The sequence below is a fragment of the Rhizobium sp. CFBP 13644 genome, assembly GCF_014842165.1.
Lineage (GTDB): Bacteria > Pseudomonadota > Alphaproteobacteria > Rhizobiales > Rhizobiaceae > Agrobacterium > Agrobacterium tumefaciens_C.
Genome location: NZ_JACYVF010000001.1, coordinates 982,721 through 1,004,385, shown reverse-complemented (window position 1 = coordinate 1,004,385; position 21,665 = coordinate 982,721). Strand labels below are relative to the sequence as shown.

At 58.6% G+C, this 21,665-nt stretch carries 18 protein-coding genes and 1 other RNA gene; 8 read left to right on the top strand and 11 right to left on the bottom strand.

The window, feature by feature from the left end:
- Positions 1 to 4: 4 nt before the first annotated feature.
- From IFT53_RS04805 to polA, 7 genes are all read right to left on the bottom strand, one after another.
- The gene (locus IFT53_RS04805; protein ID WP_192063141.1) at positions 5 to 466 is read right to left on the bottom strand and encodes a tripartite tricarboxylate transporter TctB family protein; all 462 of its coding nucleotides are present in this window, start codon (positions 464 to 466) and stop codon (positions 5 to 7) included.
- Positions 467 to 538: 72 nt separating this feature from the next.
- Positions 539 to 1,522 (bottom strand): tripartite tricarboxylate transporter substrate-binding protein, encoded by a 984-nt coding sequence (locus tag IFT53_RS04800; RefSeq protein WP_192063142.1) that lies wholly within the window; start codon positions 1,520 to 1,522, stop codon positions 539 to 541.
- A gap of 214 nt (positions 1,523 to 1,736) precedes the next feature.
- Positions 1,737 to 3,101: a sigma-54-dependent transcriptional regulator gene (locus IFT53_RS04795; protein WP_192063143.1), complete on the bottom strand. Its 1,365-nt coding sequence runs from the start codon at positions 3,099 to 3,101 to the stop codon at positions 1,737 to 1,739.
- Positions 3,098 to 4,921: a sensor histidine kinase gene (locus tag IFT53_RS04790; protein ID WP_342365777.1), complete on the bottom strand. Its 1,824-nt coding sequence runs from the start codon at positions 4,919 to 4,921 to the stop codon at positions 3,098 to 3,100. The genes IFT53_RS04795 and IFT53_RS04790 overlap by 4 nt, the downstream gene beginning before the upstream one ends.
- A gap of 187 nt (positions 4,922 to 5,108) precedes the next feature.
- Complete coding sequence (gene rpmF / locus IFT53_RS04785) at positions 5,109 to 5,294, bottom strand: 50S ribosomal protein L32 (protein WP_003507205.1); 186 nt, start codon at positions 5,292 to 5,294, stop codon at positions 5,109 to 5,111.
- 191 nt (positions 5,295 to 5,485) lie between these two features.
- Positions 5,486 to 6,208, bottom strand: a complete 723-nt coding sequence (locus tag IFT53_RS04780) for a DUF1868 domain-containing protein (RefSeq protein ID WP_192063144.1) — start codon at positions 6,206 to 6,208, stop codon at positions 5,486 to 5,488.
- 75 nt (positions 6,209 to 6,283) lie between these two features.
- Entirely contained in the window at positions 6,284 to 9,271 is a 2,988-nt protein-coding gene (gene polA / locus IFT53_RS04775) for a DNA polymerase I (protein WP_192063145.1), read from the bottom strand.
- Positions 9,272 to 9,699: 428 nt separating this feature from the next.
- On the opposite strand from polA, the gene IFT53_RS04770 reads away from it, so the two are divergent.
- Both IFT53_RS04770 and IFT53_RS04765 read left to right on the top strand, forming a co-directional pair.
- On the top strand, positions 9,700 to 10,143 hold the full coding sequence (locus IFT53_RS04770; RefSeq protein ID WP_192063146.1) for a MarR family winged helix-turn-helix transcriptional regulator: 444 nt from the start codon (positions 9,700 to 9,702) through the stop codon (positions 10,141 to 10,143).
- 91 nt (positions 10,144 to 10,234) lie between these two features.
- A complete protein-coding gene (locus IFT53_RS04765) occupies positions 10,235 to 11,626 on the top strand; it encodes a M20/M25/M40 family metallo-hydrolase (protein ID WP_192063147.1) in 1,392 nt (463 codons plus the stop codon).
- A gap of 459 nt (positions 11,627 to 12,085) precedes the next feature.
- On the opposite strand, the gene IFT53_RS04760 is transcribed toward IFT53_RS04765, so the two are convergent.
- Positions 12,086 to 12,295 (bottom strand): cold-shock protein, encoded by a 210-nt coding sequence (locus IFT53_RS04760; protein WP_042616177.1) that lies wholly within the window; start codon positions 12,293 to 12,295, stop codon positions 12,086 to 12,088.
- A gap of 510 nt (positions 12,296 to 12,805) precedes the next feature.
- On the opposite strand from IFT53_RS04760, the gene IFT53_RS04755 reads away from it, so the two are divergent.
- Both IFT53_RS04755 and IFT53_RS04750 read left to right on the top strand, forming a co-directional pair.
- Complete coding sequence (locus tag IFT53_RS04755; protein ID WP_192063148.1) at positions 12,806 to 13,264, top strand: YbaK/EbsC family protein; 459 nt, start codon at positions 12,806 to 12,808, stop codon at positions 13,262 to 13,264.
- A 128-nt stretch (positions 13,265 to 13,392) separates the two neighbouring features.
- A complete protein-coding gene (locus IFT53_RS04750) occupies positions 13,393 to 15,720 on the top strand; it encodes a transglycosylase domain-containing protein (protein ID WP_192063149.1) in 2,328 nt (775 codons plus the stop codon).
- A 65-nt stretch (positions 15,721 to 15,785) separates the two neighbouring features.
- Here IFT53_RS04750 and IFT53_RS04745 read toward each other — a convergent pair whose 3' ends face one another.
- Positions 15,786 to 16,358, bottom strand: a complete 573-nt coding sequence (locus tag IFT53_RS04745; protein WP_192063150.1) for a c-type cytochrome — start codon at positions 16,356 to 16,358, stop codon at positions 15,786 to 15,788.
- A gap of 148 nt (positions 16,359 to 16,506) precedes the next feature.
- Between IFT53_RS04745 and IFT53_RS04740 the strand changes: the two genes are divergently transcribed.
- Positions 16,507 to 17,256, top strand: a complete 750-nt coding sequence (locus IFT53_RS04740) for a 3-deoxy-manno-octulosonate cytidylyltransferase (protein ID WP_192063151.1) — start codon at positions 16,507 to 16,509, stop codon at positions 17,254 to 17,256.
- Between the two features lie 10 nt (positions 17,257 to 17,266).
- A complete protein-coding gene (locus IFT53_RS04735) occupies positions 17,267 to 18,124 on the top strand; it encodes a prephenate dehydratase (protein WP_197980119.1) in 858 nt (285 codons plus the stop codon).
- Positions 18,125 to 18,126: 2 nt separating this feature from the next.
- Here the strand turns inward: IFT53_RS04735 and nudC are convergent, their stop codons facing one another.
- Together nudC and IFT53_RS04725 are read right to left on the bottom strand one after the other, a co-directional pair.
- Entirely contained in the window at positions 18,127 to 19,107 is a 981-nt protein-coding gene (nudC, locus tag IFT53_RS04730) for an NAD(+) diphosphatase (protein ID WP_192063152.1), read from the bottom strand.
- Complete coding sequence (locus IFT53_RS04725; RefSeq protein ID WP_042616183.1) at positions 19,107 to 19,511, bottom strand: HIT domain-containing protein; 405 nt, start codon at positions 19,509 to 19,511, stop codon at positions 19,107 to 19,109. Before IFT53_RS04725 ends, nudC begins: the two co-directional genes overlap by 1 nt.
- A gap of 89 nt (positions 19,512 to 19,600) precedes the next feature.
- On the opposite strand from IFT53_RS04725, the gene ffs reads away from it, so the two are divergent.
- Positions 19,601 to 19,697: signal recognition particle sRNA small type (gene ffs / locus IFT53_RS04720), an RNA gene on the top strand.
- 82 nt (positions 19,698 to 19,779) lie between these two features.
- Positions 19,780 to 21,648 (top strand): DNA polymerase III subunit gamma/tau, encoded by a 1,869-nt coding sequence (locus IFT53_RS04715; RefSeq protein WP_192063153.1) that lies wholly within the window; start codon positions 19,780 to 19,782, stop codon positions 21,646 to 21,648.
- The last annotated feature ends 17 nt before the right edge of the window (positions 21,649 to 21,665 follow it).

Sequence of the window (21,665 nt, the reverse complement as noted above, 5' to 3'; positions counted from 1 at the left end):
CACCTCAGAAATTGAGCCAGGGGCCGAAGCGCTGGAAGGGCAGACCAAGACCGTAGTCGAAGACTGCGACGGAAAAGACGGTGATGCCGACCGACAGGATGAGCGCCATCAAGGGGTTCATCTTATGCGATGCAAAGGATGCGATCAGCGCGCTGATGAAAAGGGCAGGCACGAAGCCGAGGCCGCGCACGGTCATGCCGAAGATGATCGGCGCAGGCAGAATGAGGAAGATGCCGCGCCACGCGATGGGGCCTAGGGGCTCGCCCTGCACCTTGCCCGCCCGAACGAGAATGAGTGTGCCGAGCCCAACGAGAATGAGCGACAGCACCAGCGGGAAATATCCCGGGCCCATGCGAAAGGCTGTTCCCAGCTCAAGCCCATAGGATTGCCAGGCAAAGAAAATGCCGAGCACTATGAAGAAGGCGCCACACACCGCCTCTGTTGCATCGAAAGAAAGTGATTTCATGTTTTGGTCCCCCCGCTGACGAGTGAAAACCGGTGGCTTTTTCGGCCACCGGTTGGGTGCTTGAGAGCAGGCTTAGTCGGCGTACTGGCCAGCGGCCTCGATGACCGTCTTCCAGCGCGTGATTTCGCTTTCAAGCTTTGCCTTCAGCGCCGCAGGCGTGCCATCTGCCGCCGAAGATGGCGTGGTACCGAGTTCAGCGAAGCGTGCTGCCACATTCGGGTCTTTCAGCGCGACCTGAAGCGACTTGGACAGGCGCTCATTGACATCGGCAGGTGTGCCCTTTGGCGTGTAGACGCCATGCCAGACACCCACTTCAAAGTTCGGCAGACCGGCTTCAGCCGAGGTCGGCACATTTGGCAGCACGTCCAGACGCTTCGGCGTGGTGACGGCGTAAGCTTTGACCGTGCCGCCCTGGATCTGTTTGGTGGTGTTTGTGGTCTGGTCGCACATGATATCGACCTGACCGCCAAGAAGATCGGTCATGGCAGGGCCGGTGCCCTTGTAAGGCACGGTTACGAGCGGGGTCTGAATGGCGCTCATGAACAGCATGCCGCAGAGATGCGACGCTGCGCCGATGCCCGCATTGGCAACGGTGACCTTGTCCTTGTTGGCCTTGGCGTATTCGATGAGGCCCTTGAGGTCTGTGGTCTCAAGCGTCTTGCGCGACAGGATGGTCATCGGCACTTCGGTGACGAGGCCGACATAGTCGAAGGCTTCGAGCGTGTTATAGGCCAGCTTGCGGTAAAGCGTGGCGCTGGTGGCCATGCCGATATGGTGGAGCAGAACGGTGTAGCCATCCGGATCAGCGGCTGCAACGCGGCCTGCACCCAGCGTGCCACCGGCACCGCCAACATTTTCCACGATGATCTGTTGTCCCAAATCCTTGGACATGGATTCAGCCACAAGGCGGGCAACCGTATCCGTCGGGCCACCTGCGGCGAAGGGAACGACCATGGTGATGTTGCGCTGCGGGTAGGTCTGGGCAGCTGCGGACAAGGCAAACAGCGATACGGCAGCAAGAGCCACGGCACCTGTGACGGTCTTGAGAATTTTCATCTTTTCCTCCCGATGAAATATGGCCTCATCGACCGGCGCACTCCTATTGCGGTCGGTCGGGGTGACATACTTTGAAATGGGTGCTTGCACACACGCAATGGCGGCACAGAACAACCGTCACAAAACGCGTCTTATTTCAGCCCTAATGGGTGGAAATCGAAACATTAGACATGGTGCATGGGTGGATATCCGCCCATGGTCTGAGCCGCTGCCGTCAAGACAGGGTTTTCAGGTCTTCGCCAAGGGCACCATGTTTGGTCAGCGCATATTTCTGCATTTTCTCATAGAGCGTCTTGCGCGATATTCCGAGCGTTTCATAGACGGCTTTCAGATTGCCGCGATGCGCTGTGATGGCCCGCGCCAGAATGGATTTTTCGAACTCGGCGACCTTGGCCGACAGGCTCGCCGGGTTTTCCAACACCGTCTGCGGCCCGTCCGAGATGTTGCCATCCAGACCCAGCACAAGCCGGTCTGCCGCATTTCGAAGCTCCCGCACATTGCCGGGCCAGTCGCGCATGGAGAGGCCCGAGACGATATCGGAGGGGACATCGAGATCATCGCGGCCATAGCGCGCGGCGGCCTCGCGCACCAGTTGGAGGAAGAGGAGCGGAATATCGGCGCGGCGTTGCGCAAGAGATGGCACATGCACGGTTGCGACATTGAGCCGATAAAGTAGATCCTGCCGAAAGCGACCCGCCAGCGCCTCCTCAGCCAAATCCGCCTTGCTGGTGGCGATGAAGCGGACATCGAGCTCCACGGTCTCGTTGGAGCCAAGGCGGGTGATCGTACGCTCCTGCAACACGCGCAGCAACTTGCCCTGCATGTCAAACGGCATGGAGCCGATTTCATCGAGAAGAACCGTGCCGCCACGGGCATGTTCAAACTTGCCATAGCGGGGGCGAAGCGCGCCGGGAAAAGCGCCAGCTTCATGACCGAACAATTCGCTTTCGATGAGATGCTGCGGCAGCGCTGCGCAATTGATGGCAACGAAGGGCTTGTCTGCGCGGGCGCTGACATCGTGAAGCGCACGCGCAACGACTTCCTTGCCCGCACCCGTATCACCGATGATGAGCGTATCGGCATCAGCAGCACCAATGGCCCGGATACGATAGCGCAGATCGACCATGACCTGGGTGCGACCGGGCAGGCGGGTTTCCAGATCATCGCGTTTTCCCGCGACAGCACGAAGGCGGCGGTTTTCCAGAACCAGCGAGCGGCGGTCGATCGCCCGTTTGATGATGCCAGCCAGATATTGAACGCTAAACGGCTTTTCGATGAAGTCATAGGCACCGTTGCGCATGGCGCTGACCGCAAGCTGCACGTCGCCATGGCCGGTCACGAGAATGACGGGGATTTCCGCATCCAGCTCCCGCACCTTCTGCAACAGCGTCATGCCATCCATGCCCGGCATGCGGATATCGCTGACGATGATGCCATCGAAACTGTAGCCGATCAGCTCGAACACATGGTCGGCATTATCAACGGTGACGACATCCAGACCGGCAAGCTCCAGCGCCTGCGCGGTCGAAAGGCGCAGATCCTCTTCATCATCGATCAGCAAAACGCGGGACGTGGTCATTCGGCAGCAATCTCCATCGGCACTTCGGCATCCAGCTCGATATCGAACCGCGCACCACCTTCAGGCAGATTGGTGACACTCAGACGCCCGCCGAAATCCTTGACGATATTGTAGGAGATGGAAAGCCCCAGACCCAACCCCTTGCCCACGCCCTTGGTGGAAAAGAATGGATCGAAAATGCGCTCCATGATCGCGGCTGGCACGCCGGGGCCGTGATCGGAAACGGAGAGGATGACCTTGGCACCCTCCTGACGGGCGGTGAGATCGATGCGGCGGTCCTCAAGCCCTTCCACAGCATCGGCGGCGTTGGAAATGATGTTGACCAGCACCTGCTGAAGCCGCACGGGACCGGCTTTCACCTGAAGAGGCACCGGTCCTAAATCAACGCTCAAATCCGCATCCGCTGCCTTTAGTCGCGCATTAACGATCTCCAGCGTGTCGCTGATCACGGCATCAAGCGGCACGGGGCCGAGCTTTTCGTTGGGCTTGCGCGCGAAATTGCGCAGATGCTTGCCGATGGCGGCCATGCGATCAATCAGCACCGAGATGCGCTTCAGATTATCCGAGGCTTCGCTGACCCTGCCGCGCTCGATCAGCAGCGAGGCGCTTTCCGCATAGGTTTTGGTAGCGGCGAGAGGCTGGTTGAACTCATGGGAAAGGGCAGCGGACATCTGGCCCAGTGCGGCAAGCTTGCCAGCCTGGATCAGATCCTTCTGGGTTTTGCGCAGCCGCTTTTCGGTCTGCCGCCGCTCGGCAATCTCATGCTTGATGTCGACATTGACGCGGGCGAGATCTGCGGTGCGCTCTTCCACCCGCCGCTCCAGTTCAGCCTGCGCTTCTGCTTGATGGACCAGCCGGTCCTGAAGCCGCTTGCGCCGTTGCAGCATGGCGGCGATGACAGCGCCTGCGAGGCAGAGGCACAGCATGATGGCGATCATGGTCGTCTGCACCTGCGTGCGCACGGAGCTGGTGTCCATCAGCACATTCACCGTCCAGCCAGCGTCGGGCATCGGCTGGGAAAGGAAGATATATTCGCGGTCGGATTGCCCTTCGCGGATGGTCATTAGGTCGTGGGTGCCGAAGGTGCTGCGAGTCAGGTCAAGCTGCGTGAGGTTGGCATCGGCATAGCGGCGCGAGCCTTCCGTGCGCGCGATCCGGTCCGGCGTTAGCGGCTGGATGGCAGCGTAGAGCCATTCCGGCGTGCCCGTCATGAAGATGATGCCTTCGGGATCGTTGACGAAAATCCGGTTCTCGCCATTGCCGAAGGATGCCTCGATGCCTTCGATGTCCACCTTGAAGACAATGACACCCTTGATTTCTCCCTTGAAGAGAATGGGGGAGGCGAAATAATAGCCGCGCTTGTGCGAGGTGGTGCCCAGCGCGAAGAATTTGGATTGCTGGCCTTTCGCCGCATCCTGAAAATAGGGGCGATAGCTGAAATTCTGGCCGACGAAGCTCGCCGGACCATCATAATTGCTGGCGGCAATCGTCTCGCCATCCAGCGTCATGATGTAGATGTCGGAGGATTTCAGCAGGTCGTTGATGGATTTCAGGTAGATATTGGCGCGAAGCCGCAAGGCCTGATCCTGCGGATGGGCGACAAGCTCCTCTATATCATCATGATCCGCCATCAAGGCGGGCAGGGGCTCATAACGGCTCAGATGCCCGCCAAGAGCCGAGACTGCCAGTCGCAACGTCGTGCCGCCCTGTGCCGCCACTTCATCGAAATAGCTCTCCGCGACCAGATCGCTTCCGCGGGTCAAGGCAATGCCGCCTAGGCTGAGGCATACAAGCACAATGCCGATCCAGCGATATTTCACCGGTCTTATTCCTCCACATGCGCGCTGATCGATGCCCGCTTCTCCCATGGAGAAGTCTAGAGCCATTCAGGCGCAAATGGAAACATCGGACCGCGCATATTTTTGGTGGCGCGAGGCAGGCGCATGCCTAAAACAAAAAAGCCGACCCAAAGGCCGGCTTTCTCGAAAACTGTAGAATGCGCAGAAATTATGCGCTTTCCTTTGGTGTCAGAACCTGACGGCCACGGTACATGCCTGTCTTCAGGTCGATGTGGTGTGGGCGGCGAAGTTCGCCGGAGTTCTTGTCTTCAACGTAGGTTGCAGACTTCAGGCCATCGGCCGAACGACGCATGCCGCGCTTGGACGGGCTTGTTTTTCTCTTAGGTACTGCCATTTGTGTAACTCCAATTCAGCGGCGAAACACGCGAACCAGCCAGAACAAGGGCCTGATGTCATGTTTCTTTATTCGGAAATTTGGCGCGCTTATACATGCCTCCCGGAGCTTTGACCAGCCCCGGCGCATAATTTTTCAAAAATGCCTGATTCGAGACGATGGATCCCTGCGACGGATTTCACTCCATAGCATCACCCCGGTTCAAAAACCATCAATTCCTCAAAATGCTTCATATCGTCGAATTCACAAAATGCCGGTGGCCGCATCTCAAGAACGGGCACTTCGGAGCGCAGCTCCTCAAGGCATTCATCCAGTGTTCTTTGCCACATGGGCAGGCTGGCCGGATCGAACCAGCGGATGACATAGGCGAAGGTGATATGAAATTCGTAAGTGTCGTGATCGGGATGCCGGTAGCCGAAGACCTCGGCAAAGGCATTGCGCCACGCGGCGATGATCCTGTCATCTTCGGCGGTTGCTCCGCAAAGCGTCAGCCCGTTCGGCGTGACGGCCTTGACCTGCATGGCGAAGGCCGGAAGCCTTGCAAAGCCCTCGAGCTTTTCGAGATAATACTCCGTCATCTGGGTGATGGATGCCGTGGCAGGCATTTCCCTTGGCCAGAAGGGCCAGTCGCGGCGATACTCGATAATGCCCTGAAACACCGTCATATGGAGGCTGGAAACAGGGGTAAAGGCCAGATGGCTTGAGGCCTGCGGCATGTCCAGAATGCGCTGACGGGCCTTGACGATGGCATGCTGCGTTCGCGACCCTTCCACCAGATGGCACACGACCGTATTGCCGGGCTCATGCAGGAACGTGCCGCTCATATCGAACCGGGTGCCGAGATGGCGTGGTGGCAGATCGTTATGGGCGGTGGAGAAGATGGTCAGCGCGGGTGAAACGAACGGTGCGTGCATGATGCTTGAAGCTCCCTGGGGGTAAGGCAGCTTCACCTACGCCCGGCACGCGACACGCCGATGACACCCTCTGGATCAGTGCGCCTCGTCCCAGTTGGTGGCGGCGCGGGCATCCACCTTCAGAGGCACGCGCATGTCGATGGCGGGCATTGCCGCATTTTCCATGATGGACACGACGAGGGGCAGCGTCTTGTCGATTTCGCCGTCCTCGACCTCGAAGATCAATTCGTCATGCACCTGCAAAAGCATGCGTGCCGAGAGGTTGGCCTTTTCCAGCGCCGGTTCGATGCGGATCATGGCCCGCCTGATGATATCGGCAGCCGAGCCCTGAATAGGCGCGTTGATGGCCGCACGCTCGTTGAAGGAGCGCACCGACGGGTTGGATGACCGGATCTCGGGGTAATGAATGCGGCGACCGAAGATGGTTTCGACATAGCCCATGTCGCGAGCATAGGTCTTGGTGCTGTCCATATAATCGCGGATGCCGGGGAAGCGCTCGAAATATTTCTTGATGTAATCGCCAGCTTCGCTGCGGCCAATGCCCAGCTGATTGGCAAGGCCGAAGGCCGAAATGCCGTAGATGATGCCGAAGTTGATCGCCTTGGCGCGTCTGCGCACATCAGACGGCATGCCTTCCACGGGCACGCCGAACATTTCCGACGCCGTCATGGCATGAATGTCGATGCCCTCTGCAAAGGCGTTTCGCAATTGCGGGATATCGGCGACATGGGCCAGAACCCGCAGCTCGATCTGGCTGTAATCGGCAGACAGGAGCTTGTGATCGGGCGTGGAGATGAAGGCCGTGCGGATCTTGCGGCCTTCGGCGGTGCGCACCGGAATATTCTGCAAATTCGGTTCCGACGACGACAGGCGGCCCGTGGTGGTGGATGCCAGCGAATAGGAGGTGTGCACGCGCTTCGTTTCGGCATGCACATAGCCGGGCAGGGCATCCGTATAGGTGGATTTCAGCTTGGTCAGCTGGCGCCAGTCCACGATCTTGCGGGGAAATTCAGCACCTTCGGCAGCCAGATCTTCCAGCACCTGCGCAGAGGTGGACCATTGCCCGGTTTTGGTCTTGGAACCGCCGGGCAGGCCCATCTTGCCGAACAGAATATCGCCCAGCTGCTTGGGAGAGCCGACATTGAATTTCTCGCCAGCAAGCTCGTAAATCTCGTCCTCATAGGCCGCTGCCTTCTGCGCAAGCTCGCCCGAGAGACGCGACAGGATCTGCCGGTCAACGGTAATGCCACGTTCTTCCATGGCGGCCAGAACCGGAAGCAGCGGGCGCTCCAGCCGCTCATAGACCGTTGTCAGCCTGTCAGCGACGAGGCGGGGCTTCAGCACCATCCACAGCCGCAGCGTCACGTCAGCATCTTCGGCGGCATAGGCGGTGGCCTTGTCGATATCCACAAAGTCGAATGTCACGCCGGATTTGCCGGAGCCCGCCACATCCTTGTAGGCAATCGGCGTGTGCCCCAGCCACCGTTCAGACAGCGCGTCCATGCCGTGCAGGCCCTTGCCCGCTTCCAGCACGTAGGACATGAGCATCGTATCATCAAAGCTCTGCATGGTGATGCCAAGGCGCTTCACCAGCAGATAGTCGTATTTCAGGTTCTGCGCGACCTTGAGGATCGAAGGGTCCTCCAGCAGCAGCTTTAACCGCTCAAGCGCATCGTTGAACGGGATCTGGTCCGGGGCAAGCTTGATGCCATCGCTGAAAAGATCGCCCCCGGAGCCGGTCTTGTGGCTCATAGGCACATAGGCGGCAATGATATTGGCACCGCTGGCATCCTTGCCATTATCGGCAATGGCCAGCGAAAAGCCGACCAGTTGCGCCTGCATGGGATCAAGCGATGTGGTTTCCGTGTCAAACGCCACGACGCCGGTTTCCCGCGCCATGGCAATCCAGCGGTCCAGCTCCTCAACCGTGCGAATGGTCTGGTAGGAGGTCGTGTCGATCTTGGATGCGGAGAAGATCGCTTCGCGTGAGGAAGCAAGACCCGCAGGCGAAGTACCTTCCATTTTCGATGCGATGCCGGGTATGCCGACGGCACTTTCATCCAGCGAAATCGGCTGGTCAGTCGAGGCCGCGCCTGCGGCATCCAGATCAGGGCCGCGAGCAAGCGCTCCGCGCTCGACAGCCACATGGGCGGCGTCGATGACGGCTGCGTCCGCCCCCGTTGCTTCCGCAACGCGCCGTGTCAGCGTGGTGAATTCCATGGCCTTCAGGAAAGCGATGAGCTTGGGGCCATCCTGCGGCTCCAGCGTCAGGGCATCCAGCGCCATTTCCAGCGGCACATCGGTGCGCAGAGCCACGAGCTGGCGTGACAATCTGGCCAGTTCGGCATTGGCGATGATGTTTTCGCGGCGTTTCTGCTGCTTGATTTCGCCTGCGCGGGCCAGAAGCGTATCGAGATCGCCGTATTCCTCCAGCAATTGCGCCGCCGTCTTCGGGCCAATGCCGGGAATGCCGGGGATGTTATCGGTGGAGTCACCGGTCATGGCTTGCAGGTCGATCATCTTTTCGGGCGCCACGCCCCACTTCTCGATGACATCGGGAACGCCGATCTGCTTGTCCTTCATCGCGTCATACATATGGACATTGGCGCTGACGAGCTGCATCAGGTCCTTGTCCGACGAAATGATCGTAACGTCAGCTCCGATGGCTTCTGCCTGACGGGCGTAAGTTGCGATGATATCGTCTGCCTCAAAACCTTCGGTCTCGATGCAGGGCAGGTTGAAGGCGCGGGTCGCCTGGCGGATCAGGCCGAATTGCGGCACCAGATCTTCCGGCGGTGCCGAGCGGTTGGCCTTATAGAGATCGTAAAGCTCGTTGCGGAACGTCTTCGAGGAATAGTCGAAAATGACAGCGAAATGGGTGGGCGTGACCCCCACATCTGTGTTGCGGGCATCCTTCAACAGCTTCCATAACATGTTGCAGAAACCTGAGACGGCATTGACCGGCAAGCCATCCGATTTGCGGTTGAGCGCGGGGATGGCATGGAACGCCCGGAAAATGAAACCGGAGCCGTCTACGAGGAAGAGGTGATCGCCTTTTTTCATGGGAAGCATGGATAGCGTGGGCCATGGGTGCCGTCCAGACAAAGTTAACCTTTTAGACCGGCAACCCACTGTTTCCGAGCACCCTTATACCGCCCGCCATCTTCACCAGAACGTTACAAATTTGTAATCCTGGCTTCCCTTGAAAAGCCTCATTTGGAGCCTCATTTCTTTAACGACGGCGACTGATCACGCCGTAGTCTGATTGCAGGCTCGTCCCCCGCCGCGTCAGACCGGACAAAGGCCTATCCCCCCTCTCCGGGCCTTTGTCCTTCAACATAAACGCCATGGCTGTCCCCTCCCGGCCATGGCGTTTTTTTGTGCCACCGTTCAGGCGGGGTCTGCGCACATGTTTCGCGAAAGCCTGCGCATTTACCATGGGGAAATGGACATTGCGGATGACTGCCGTCTGCGACCCCGGAAACGAAGATATGCGTTTTTCACGAAACGATTCGGCCACCTATCTTTCGGCTCAATTGGCAAAGACCTTTTCGTCGGCGCTGAATGCACGCGCCCGGACGCTTGGCTTCTCCCGTGGGCAATTTCCCGTGTTGCTGGAGCTGTGGAGCGAAGACGGACTGACGCAGCGGCAATTGCTGGACCGTGTCGATGTGGAGCAGGCAACACTTGCCAACACGCTGGCGCGCATGGAACGCGACGGGCTGATCGAGCGAAAGCCCCACCCGCGTGACCGGCGCGCCCAGATCATAGAGCTGACGGCCAAGGGCCGGGCGCTGGAAGAAACCGCCATTTCTGCCTCCATGGCAACAGATGATGCGGTCCTTGCAGGCTTTCTGAGGTTCGAGCGTCACCTTCTTCTGGAATATATGGGCCGGGCCATCAAGGCTGGGAAAGCGCCAGACGCGAAAGCATGAAAAAACGCGATGGCATGAAATGATTTTCCGGCTCGATCCATGAGCCGCTTTGCTCTATCCTGCGGCAATCTTCGCATGACAGGATCGCGTAATGACAGACATATCCCCCGTTCTCTCGGCGGTTGACGACAATCTCACAGCCAGCCTCGACAGACTTTTCGAACTCGTTCGTCTGAAGTCGATTTCGACAGACCCGAGCTACAAGGCTGAATGCCGCAAGGCCGCCGAATGGCTGGTGCGCGATTTGACGACGATCGGTTTCGATGCCTCGATCAGAGACACCGCTGGCCACCCCATGGTCGTTGCCCATCACGATGGCGCGCTGCCAGATGCGCCGCATGTGCTGTTTTACGGCCATTATGACGTCCAGCCAGTGGACCCGATCGAGCTATGGGAAAATGACCCGTTCGAACCCGCTCTGAAAGACATTGGCGGTGGCCGCAAGGTCATGACGGGCCGTGGCACATCCGACGACAAGGGTCAGTTGATGACCTTCGTGGAAGCATGCCGGGCTTACAAGCAGGTGCACGGCTCGCTGCCGCTGCGCATCACCATCCTGTTCGAGGGTGAAGAAGAATCCGGCTCGCCATCGCTGAAGCCATTCCTGGATGCCAATGCAGACGAGCTGAAGGCGGAATATGCGCTGGTGTGCGACACCAGCATGTGGAACACGGAAACGCCTGCCATTGCCGCGGCTCTGCGCGGTCTGGTCGGCGAGGAAATCGTCGTCACCGCCGCCGATCGTGATCTGCACTCCGGTCTGTTCGGTGGTGCGGCCGCCAACCCCATCCATATCCTGACGAAAATCCTCGCCGGATTGCATGACGAGACCGGCAAGGTCACGCTCGCAGGATTCTATGATGGGGTCGAAGAAACTCCGTCCAACATCAAGGCATCCTGGGACAATCTCGGCCTGACGGCGGAAGGTTTTTTGGGCGGCGTCGGCCTGTCCGTTCCTGCAGGCGAAAAGGGCCGGTCGGTTCTCGAGCTGACCTGGGCGCGCCCGACGGCCGAGGTGAACGGCATTACCGGCGGTTACACCGGAGAGGGCTTCAAGACGGTGATCGCGGCCAAGGCTTCCGCCAAGGTTTCTTTCCGCCTTGTTGGCAGCCAAGACCCGGCAGCCATCCGCGAAAGCTTCCGCGCCTATGTCCGCTCGCAAATTCCGGCCGACTGCTCGGTGGATTTTCACGAGCATGGCGGCTCGCCCGCGATCCAGCTTTCCTATGATTCGCCAGCACTGACGAAGGCCAAGAACGCGCTTTCGGATGAATGGGCAAAGCCCGCCGTCGTTATCGGCATGGGTGGGTCCATTCCGATTGTTGGCGACTTCCAGACCATGCTGGGCATGGATTCGCTGATGATCGGCTTCGGCCTGACCGATGACCGCATCCATTCGCCAAACGAAAAATACGATCTGCAATCCTTCCACAAGGGCATCCGCTCCTGGGTGCGGATCTTGTCGGCTCTGAGCCTGAAGTAACAAAAAAGGCGCCGCCCCGAAACAAGGGTGGCGCCTTTATAGAGATGAAGTCTCTTGAAAACAAAAAGGCCGGGCAAGCCCGACCTTTCATTCCGTTTTTTGCTTCAGTGCCAGTACATCCGTGGTCAAAGTGCAAGAAACGGCTTGGTGTTTCAGCGCGGCGACAACACTTGGTTGTCTCTCGCGTCTTCCTATACATGTTTGCGCTGCTTCGGTTAAGTTTTGGTTAACGCGTGAACTGCAAACATTCGATCTGTGACCAGATATTCAGAATATCCTGAAACACTCATGAAGCTGTATATCGGAAGGCATCACACGGATTACAAGGCCGCCACTGAAAATTTCCTCTACGGATGACCGCGCAGGGCGAGGATGTGGTCAGGCCGAAATAGAAAAAGGCCGGGAAGACCCGGCCTTTAAAGTCTGCATCATCGGTCTCAAGACCGATGAAAGCTCCAATTAGGAAGCAACGATGCTGTCAGCAGACATCTTGCCAGAGCGGCGATCCTGAACCAGTTCGTAGGTGATCTTCTGACCATCCTTGAGGCCGTTCAGGCCAGCGCGCTCAACAGCAGAAATGTGTACGAACACGTCCTGTGCGCCATCATCAGGCTGAATGAAGCCGTAGCCCTTGGTTGCGTTGAACCACTTTACTGTACCAGTCGCCATAACGATGTTCCTTCCGTTGGCAAATTACTTGTGCACTGAACGTCAGTGCGGGTGTTCTCGATTTTGAAGGAAAGATCGTCGTATGCGCCTATAAAGACACCGAAGCTCTGGTCGTCAAACAAATATCGATGGCGAAACACCTAAAATGACAAAGCGGATAAGTCAAGTTTGTTTGACGCGCATGAGAACGAGAAAAAGCAGGCTTTACCGCCTTTTAAGCGAAGCCTGTGGGGGTCGCATCGAGCGACAGGACTTGAAGAATGCCAGAAAGCAAAAACCCGGCGCGGGAGGAGGTGCGCCGGGTTCTTGATACTGACTGACAACTGGGAGGAGGAGTGCTGTCAGTCCAATCTAGCGACGCTGGGAGGAGGAGTGCGTCGCTTCGATGGTTTGAAGATACAATAATTTTTGACGGAGAACAGACCTTACATTGCAGCGCAGCATTGCGCAGTTTGCATAGCTTTCTTTAGAATACTTGATTTTACGGGCGGTAACGCCTAAAGATTGCGCATGACGATTGCATCCGTTCGAGACTATTTCGCGGCATACGCGCCTGATATCGATGTCATCGAGACGGATGAGAGCTCCGCCACGGTGGAATTGGCCGCGTTGGCACACAAGGTGGAGCCGGATCAGATTGCCAAGACGATTTGCCTGCGAGCCGGCGACACCATTCTTCTCCTCGTCACCGCTGGCACGAGAAGGCTCGACAACCGGAAATTCCGGGACCATTTCGGCACCAAGCCCCGCATGCTGGCCGGTGAAGAGGTGGTTGAAGTGACCAGCCATCCGATTGGCGGCGTCTGCCCTTTCGGACTGCCAACGGCACTGCCGATCTATTGCGATGTGTCATTGAAGAACCATGCCAAGGTCGTGCCTGCGGCGGGAGCAACCAATTCGGCTGTCGTGATCACGCCTGAGCGCATGGCGGCGCTGACGGGTGCACAATGGGTTGATGTCTGTCAGTGATGGCGGCGTTCCGGCTTTAGCCTGGCTTAACCCCACCTTAAATCGCCGCATTTAAGCTTCATCTCGATAGAACCAACACCCGCAACCGCGCATGGCGCGCCTCTCGTTCACGGAGCAATTTCCCGCATATGGCAGGACTCGGTAAATCAGGCCAGCGTGTAGAACCTTCTTTCGGAGATTTTCACGAGTCCGGTGATGACCTCCGCTTGAACGAAGGCGACCGGATCAATGGTGCCAAGGGCGGTGGTAAAAAGGCGTCCGGTTCTGGGCCTGAAAAACCGCAAAAGCGTGAGCGGGCAAAACCGCGCCGGGAAAGAGGTAGCGCACGTGCATCGCGTGGCGGCGGCATCACGGGCTTCATCCGCTCTTTCACCTATTGGTGCATCGTGCTCGGCATATGGGGTGGCATCGGTGTCGCGGGTATTGTTGCCTATTATGCGGCGCGCATGCCCAGTGCCAGCAGTTGGACAATTCCCGAGCGTCCGCCCAACCTGAAAATCGTGGCGGTGGATGGCTCGGTTCTTGCCAATCGTGGAACGACGGGCGGTGAGGCGCTGGCGCTTGAGGATATGTCGCCTTACCTGCCGCAAGCCGTGATGGCGATTGAAGACCGGCGCTTCTATTCGCATTTCGGCATCGACCCGCTGGGGCTTGGCCGCGCCATCCTCACCAACATCATGAGTGGCCGCACGGTGCAGGGCGGCTCGACGCTGACGCAGCAGCTAGCGAAAAACCTGTTCCTGTCTCCAGACCGCACGATTGAACGCAAGATCCAGGAAGTTCTGCTCGCCTTCTGGCTGGAGCAGAAATATACCAAGGATCAGATCATGGCGATGTATCTGAACCGCGTCTATTTCGGCTCCAATGCCTATGGTGTGGAAGCGGCGTCGCGCCGTTATTTCAACAAGTCTGCCCGGGACGTCAATCTGGGCGAAGCCGCATTGCTGGCGGGATTGCTGAAAGCGCCATCGCGCCTTTCGCCCGCGCGCGACCCGCAGGCAGCCGAGGAGCGTGCGCAGGTCGTACTGCAATCCATGCAGGATGTCGGTTTCATCACCGAAGATGAAATCAAGACGGCCATGTCGCAGCCGCCGACAAAGGCCAAACGTTTCTGGTCCGGTGCCGAGCACTACGCTGCCGATATGGTGCTGGACGAAGTCCGCATGCTGGTGGGCGACGTCAAGCAGGATCTGGTGGTGGATACCACCATCGATCTCGATCTGGAGAAGGAAGCCGAAAAGGCGCTGTCCAATGTGTTAAGCACCGAAGGCAAGAAGCTTGGCGCATCACAGGCGGCACTCGCCTCGATCGATGGCACGGGCGCGATCCGGGCAATTGTCGGCGGTGCCGATTATTCGCAGAGCCAGTTCAACCGCGCCGCCAAGGCCAAGCGGCAGCCCGGTTCGGCCTTCAAGCCCTTCGTGTATATTGCGGCACTGGAAAATGGGCTGACCCCGAACTCTGTGCGCAACGACGCACCGGTCAAGATCGGCAAGTGGACACCGGAAAATTACGATCAGAAATATCGCGGTGAAGTCACCCTAACAACGGCGCTCGCTAATTCGCTGAACACCATCGCCGCTCAGTTGGTGATGGAGGTCGGCCCGGATCGCGTGGCCCAGGTGGCGCATCGAATGGGCATTGAATCAGACCTGCAAGCCAATGCCTCGATTGCGCTCGGCACATCGGAAGTGTCTCTTCTGGAGCTGACTTCGGCCTATGCGCCAATGATGAATGGCGGCTTCAAGGCGACGCCGCACATCGTCAAGCGAATCACAGACCCGGACGGCAAGGTTCTCTATGAGAACAAATATGACAATCCGCCGCGGGTGCTGAGCGAAGCGATTGCCGCGACCATGAACGGCATGCTGACCGGGGTCATCAACGAAGGCACGGGCAAGGCCGCGAAGTTGAAGGGCTGGCAGGCGGCGGGCAAGTCCGGCACGACGCAATCCTTCCGCGACGCTCTGTTTGTGGGCTATACGAGCACGCTCACCACTGGTGTCTGGTTCGGCAACGACGACGGCACCTCGATGAAAAAGGTGACCGGTGGCGGTTTGCCAGCCAAGGCGTGGAAGGAATTCATGACGGCGGCCAATTCCGGCCTCTCGCCATCTCCGCTCTTTGGTCTCGGCACCTATGGTGAACCCGAACTTGGCCAGCCCATGGCCAACGCGCCGGAAGCCCTGCCACAAACGCTGACCGATATGATCTCCAACGCATTGGGCGGCAGCCAGGCGCCGGTGCCGCCAGACTATCCGGCAGCCCCTGTCGGGCGCGACCAGACTGCGTCGACCCCGCAATACCCGCCTGTCGATGCGCCATCCCAGCAGTTTCCCCGGCAGCAGCCTTATGATGGCGGACCGGTACCGCCAGCCGATATTGGCGGCGGTGGGCAGCAAAGACAGGCTGCACCCAAGCAGACGACCCTCTTTGATATATTGATGGGGAACTGACCAGGCCCCTTGCGACACTAGCATCCAGACAGCAAAAAGCCCGGTCGAGCCGGGCTTTTCTTGTATCAGTTGATGACTTCAGGTGCCGCATTCGGATCCGGCAACGGCGCCGGGCTAGCAGAGAGCGTTCTCAGATAGGCGATGAGATCGGCGCGCTCGGTTTCCTTCTTGATACCTGCAAAGCCCATGGCCGTGCCTGCAACATGCTTCTTGGGTGCTTCGATGAAGTAGCTGAGGTGGTCATAATCCCACTTCACGGTGCCGCCCTTGGAGAAATCCTTCATAGCTGCCGAGTAGCTGAAGCCTTCGTGGCTGGCGATGGGGCGATTGACAATCTCGTAGAGATTAGGGCCGACTTTATTGGGGCCGCCGCTCTCCCCGGTGTGACAGCTCGCACATTTCTTGAAGACGGTTTCGCCCTTGGCAGCGTCGGCGCTGGCTAGCAACTTGGCAATAGGAGTAGCAGCAGCCGCAGGTTCACCGGCAGCGCTATCAGCGCTTGTTTCGGCAACAATGGCGAAACCTTCCTTTTCCGGTGCCGGCGCGTGGAAAATTCCCTCGGACGCGATCGATACCGACATCAGGACGAAGATCGTGCCCAAGAGGGCGCCGACCGCCATGTTAACACGTGAATTCATTGATTTGCGCTCCCTCACACCGTTCGCATAAAACGGACATCTTGAAATTGCTCGAAAGCTATGGCTTTTGCACAGCGCGTGCAACTTGAATATGCTCCCCGCACCGTGACCTATTGCCACTTTTTCGCCGGGATTTGAAGGGTGTTGGATGAATAATCGGAATTTTGAAAAGGCAGTCGTGTTGATTCCGGCTCGAATGGCCTCCACACGCCTGCCTGGCAAGCCTCTGGCCGATATTGGCGGCCATCCGATGATCGTTCAGGTTGCCATGCGCGCACGCGAAGCCGGTGCGCAGCGAATCGTTGTGGCCGTGGATGACGAGCGTGTGTTCGAGGCTGTCAAGAACGCTGGTTTTGACGTGACCATGACCCGCGACGATCACCAATCCGGCTCCGACCGTATCTTTGAGGCCCTTCAAAAGGCCGATCCCGACGGCAATGCCGAGTTTATCATCAATGTTCAAGGCGATCTGCCCACCATCGAGCCGGAAACCATCCGCGCATCGCTTCGCCCGATGGAAAACCCATCGACCGACATTGCGACGCTGACCGTTGAAATCACCGATGAGGACGAAAAGACGAACCCGAGCATCGTCAAGATCGTCGGAAGCCCGATTTCCCCATCACGGCTGCGCGCACTGTATTTTACCCGTGCGACAGCGCCTTACGGTGAAGGGCCGCTTTATCATCACATCGGGCTTTACACCTATCGCCGCGCCGCGCTGGAGAAGTTCGTGTCGCTCAAGCCATCGACGCTGGAGCTGCGCGAAAGTCTCGAACAGTTGAGAGCACTTGAAGCGGGCATGCGCATAGATGCGGAAATCGTCAACTCGGTTCCGCTGGGTGTCGATACCCAGGCGCAACTCGATAAGGCCCGCGAAATCCTCGCCAACAGATAGATTGATCATCATGAGCAGCAACCGCATTGCCTTTCAGGGCGACTTTGGCGCAAATTCCGACATGGCTTGCCGTGACGTATTTCCGGATATGGACCCGCTGCCATGCCCCACTTTCGAAGATGCGTTCAACGCGCTGGAAAATGGTGAGGCCGATCTCGCCATGATCCCGATCGAAAACACGCTTGCCGGGCGCGTTGCCGACATTCACCACCTGTTGCCCGAATCGCGCCTCCACATCATCGGCGAGTATTTCATGCCGATCCGCTTTCAGCTGATGGTGTTGCCGGGCGTTGAAAAGCAAGAGATCAAGACAGTTCACAGCCACATCCACGCGCTTGGCCAATGCCGCAAGATCATTCGTTCCAATGGCTGGAAGCCTGTCGTGGCGGGCGATACCGCCGGGGCTGCAAAGCTCGTTGCCGAGCTGGGCGACCGCAGCATGGCGGCCCTTGCACCCCGGCTCGCGTCCGATCTCTATGGGCTGGAGATTCTGGCCGAAAATGTTGAGGATTCGGAAAACAACGTCACCCGCTTCGTCGTCCTGTCGCGGGATGAGAGCTGGGTGAAGCGGACATCACCGGATGAGGTGATCGTCACCACATTCGTCTTCAATGTCCGCAATATTCCGGCAGCGCTCTACAAGGCCATGGGCGGGTTTGCGACGAACGGCATCAACATGACCAAGCTGGAAAGCTACCAGCTGGGCGGAAAATTCGTGGCGACGCAGTTTTACGCCGACATTGAAGGCCATCCCGAAGACGGCTCCGTGCGACATGCGCTGGACGAGTTGCGGTTCTTCTCGGAGAAGGTCCGCATTCTCGGTGTCTACAAGGGCCACGCCATGCGCCGCAAGCTCAACTTCGCCTGACGTCAGTCAGGTTGCTCGACGGCCTTGCCCCAATCGATCCAGTCGCGCATCAACCGTTGCGCGATGGCACCGCGCGGTGGCGGTAGACGGCCATCGGCAGACGTCGCGTTCAACAGCGCTTCCGTCTCTTCGCGGGTAAACCACCGGCAATCCTCAAGCTCTGCCTCATCACGGGTGATGTCGCGGCTCAGCGCCTCGGCATAGCAGCCGATCATCAGCGTGTGCGGCATCGGCCATGGCTGCGAGGCGTGGTAGCGCACGCGGCCGACCTCGATATTGGCCTCCTCGCGGGTTTCACGGCGCACGGCATTTTCGATGGTTTCGCCCGGCTCTACAAAGCCGGCAAGGCAGGAATACATGCCGGGCGCAAAATGCGGGCCTCGGCCCAAAAGGCACAATTCGCGCTCGATATCGATGGTGAGCATGATGACCACGGGGTCTGTGCGCGGGAATATGGTGTGTTCGCAGGCCGCGCAGATGCGCTTGTATCCACCGATGCGCGTTTCCATCGTGCCGCCACAGCGCCCGCAGAAATGGTTGTCCCTGTTCCAGTTGATCAGCGCAACGGCCTGCGCCACCTCGCCCAGAAGCTCATCGCCGATCAGCTGGTCACGGTAAAGAGTGCGGGCATCCACCGCCTTGTAATGGCTGGCGAGAGCATCCGGCGCTATGCCGACAGGCACGGCGATGCGCGGCTCGCCATTATCCTTGTGACCTAGGAGGATGGCGTCATCGAATGAAGGCTCAAGCTCGGCCAGCTCATAGGCGGCAAATAATGGGTCGAGGACCTGATCGTCATGTTTCAGAATCAGATTTGCGCCCGAAAACGCCAGAAGGTGCGTGCCTTCCACCTTCAGGGCATCGATAACGCAATCTTCCGTGCGCTTTTCCGCCAGACGGTCAAGACCGTTCTGGGAAAATGCCGTCATCGTGCTGGGTTCGGGATGGGGAGCGTTGGTGGTGAAAATGCTGCTTGATGTCATCAGAGTGCGCCGGCGAGTTTTTTCATGAAATTGTGTCTGTCATTGTCGGAGTAGGGCTCAGGCGTGCCTTGCCCCCAGATTGGACCTGGCCAGCATGGATCACCCTCGGTGCGGGCAATGATATGAACATGGAGTTGCCGCACGATGTTGCCAAGTGCGCCGACATTGATTTTGGTCGCGCCGGTCAGTTCTTTCAGGGCGGACGCGACCTGATTGGTTTCGAAAGACAACATGGCCTGATCAAGCGGTGTAAGTTCAAACAACTCGCTCACATCGTTTCGCTGGGGAACCAGTACCAGCCACGGCCAGCGTTTGTCGTTTTGAATGCGCAATTGGCACAGGCCCAGCTTGGTAATCAGTTCGCTGTCGCGAGCCAGTCTCTCGTCAAGCCGGAATGTGTGCAAGGCGTCCTCCCAATTTGTTTTGGTCGTGATAGCAGTTTTTTATCAGCTTGGCTTGCATTTGGTTTTATTATTGCCGATATGTGCCTTCGGGAGGTTGGTGGTGGACGAGCCACTCGCCAACCGGGTCAGGTCCGGAAGGAAGCAGCCCTAACGAGCCAGGCACGGGTCGCCGTGCCAGCCTCCCACCTTTTTCTTTTTGAAGACGTGCTCAGGTATCGCCGGGCCAGTTCGGCCACTTAGCGGGCAGCACCCAATCACTGGCGAGGCGATGAGCGAAACCGGAACCAATATGCCCCAGACCAAAGAGCAGGGTACAGGTTACCGGGTTCTCGCGCGCAAATACCGCCCGAAAGACTTTTCCGATCTGATGGTTGGCCAGGAGCCGATGGTTCGCACGCTGACCAACGCGTTCGAAACCGGCCGCATTGCGCAAGCCTATATGCTGACGGGCGTCAGAGGTGTGGGCAAGACCACGACAGCGCGCATTCTGGCGCGTGCGCTGAATTACAAGACCGATGAGATCGACAAGCCGACGATTGATCTGCGCATTCCCGGCGAGCATTGCCAGGCCATCATGGAAGGCCGCCATGTCGATGTGATCGAGATGGACGCCGCCTCCCATACGGGTATTGATGACATCAGAGAGATCATCGAACAGGTGCGCTACCGCCCCGTTTCTGCGCGCTACAAAGTCTATATCATCGACGAAGTGCACATGCTGTCCACGCAGGCCTTCAACGGTCTTTTGAAGACGTTGGAAGAGCCGCCGGAGCATGTGAAATTCATTTTCGCAACGACCGAAATTCGCAAGGTGCCTATCACGGTCCTGTCGCGCTGTCAGCGTTTCGATCTGCGCCGCATCAGTGCAGCCGATCTCGTGGGCCTGTTTACCGCCATTGCATCAAAGGAAGGCTTTGAGGCCGAACCGCAGGCGCTGGCGATGATCGCCCGTGCAGCCGAAGGATCGGCACGCGATGGTTTGTCGCTTCTGGATCAGGCCATTGCGCATGGGGCAGGGCGGGTCGAGGCGGACGCCGTTCGCGGCATGCTGGGCCTTGCCGACCGCGCCCGCATCGTTGACCTGTTCCACCACGTGGTGAAGGGCGATGTCGCCTCTGCGCTGGAAGAATTTACCGGCCAATATGAGGCGGGTGCCAATCCGGTCGTCGTGTTGAACGACCTTGCGGATTTCACCCATCTTGTGACCCGCATGAAATATGTGCCTGACGCGGCAGATGATCCATCCCTGTCTGAGGTAGAGCGCACACGCGGCGCAGATTTTGCCGATAGTATCGCGGTTTCCACCCTGTCTCGCATCTGGCAGATGCTTCTGAAGGGCATTCCCGAGACAGAAAATGCCTCGCGCCCTGCCGGTGCCGCCGAAATGGTGCTGATCAGGCTCTCCCACGCCGCCAATCTGCCCGCACCTGAAGACGCGGCCCGTCGCCTGCTGGAGCTTTCCAGTGGTGAAGGCGGTGGCTCTGGCAATGGAGCGCCATCCGGCTCAGGCAATGGCGGCGGTGCACGCGCCTATTCCTCCACACAAGCCGTCGCAACGGCCCATGCGTCTCCTCAGAGGCAAGCCGCGCCGCAACCGACCGCCATGCTGCGCGCCGTGCCAGACAGCCGCCCGCAGGATATGCAGGTGGCGGCTCCAAAGCCGGAAGAGCGGCCAGAGCCAAAGGTTCCGGTCAATACGCTTCAGGATGTGGTCGATCTCTGCACCAAGAACCGCGATCCACGCATGAAGGCGCTGGTGCGCAATTTCGTGCGGCTCGTGCGGCTGGAACCCGGCCGGATGGATATGCGGCTGGCCGAGGGCGCGCCGGGCTCACTGCCGGGCGAGCTTGGTGTGAAGCTGAAGGAATGGACCGGTATCCACTGGCTCATCAGCCTCAGCAAGGAACAGGGCGAAGCCACGCTCGTTGAGGCCGAAGGCAATGCGCGGGACGCACGTCTGGTCGATGCCCGGCAGGACCCTGATGTTGCCGCGATCATGGCGCAGTTTCCGGGCGCAAAGATCACCGATGTGCGCATCCGGACACCGGTGCCTGACGATATTGAAGAGGTGGCGCCGCCATCCGTTGCGGAGTCGAGCGAAGGCGACATTCTTCCCGGCGATGATATAGAATTCTAGGAGCAATTCCAGCAAAA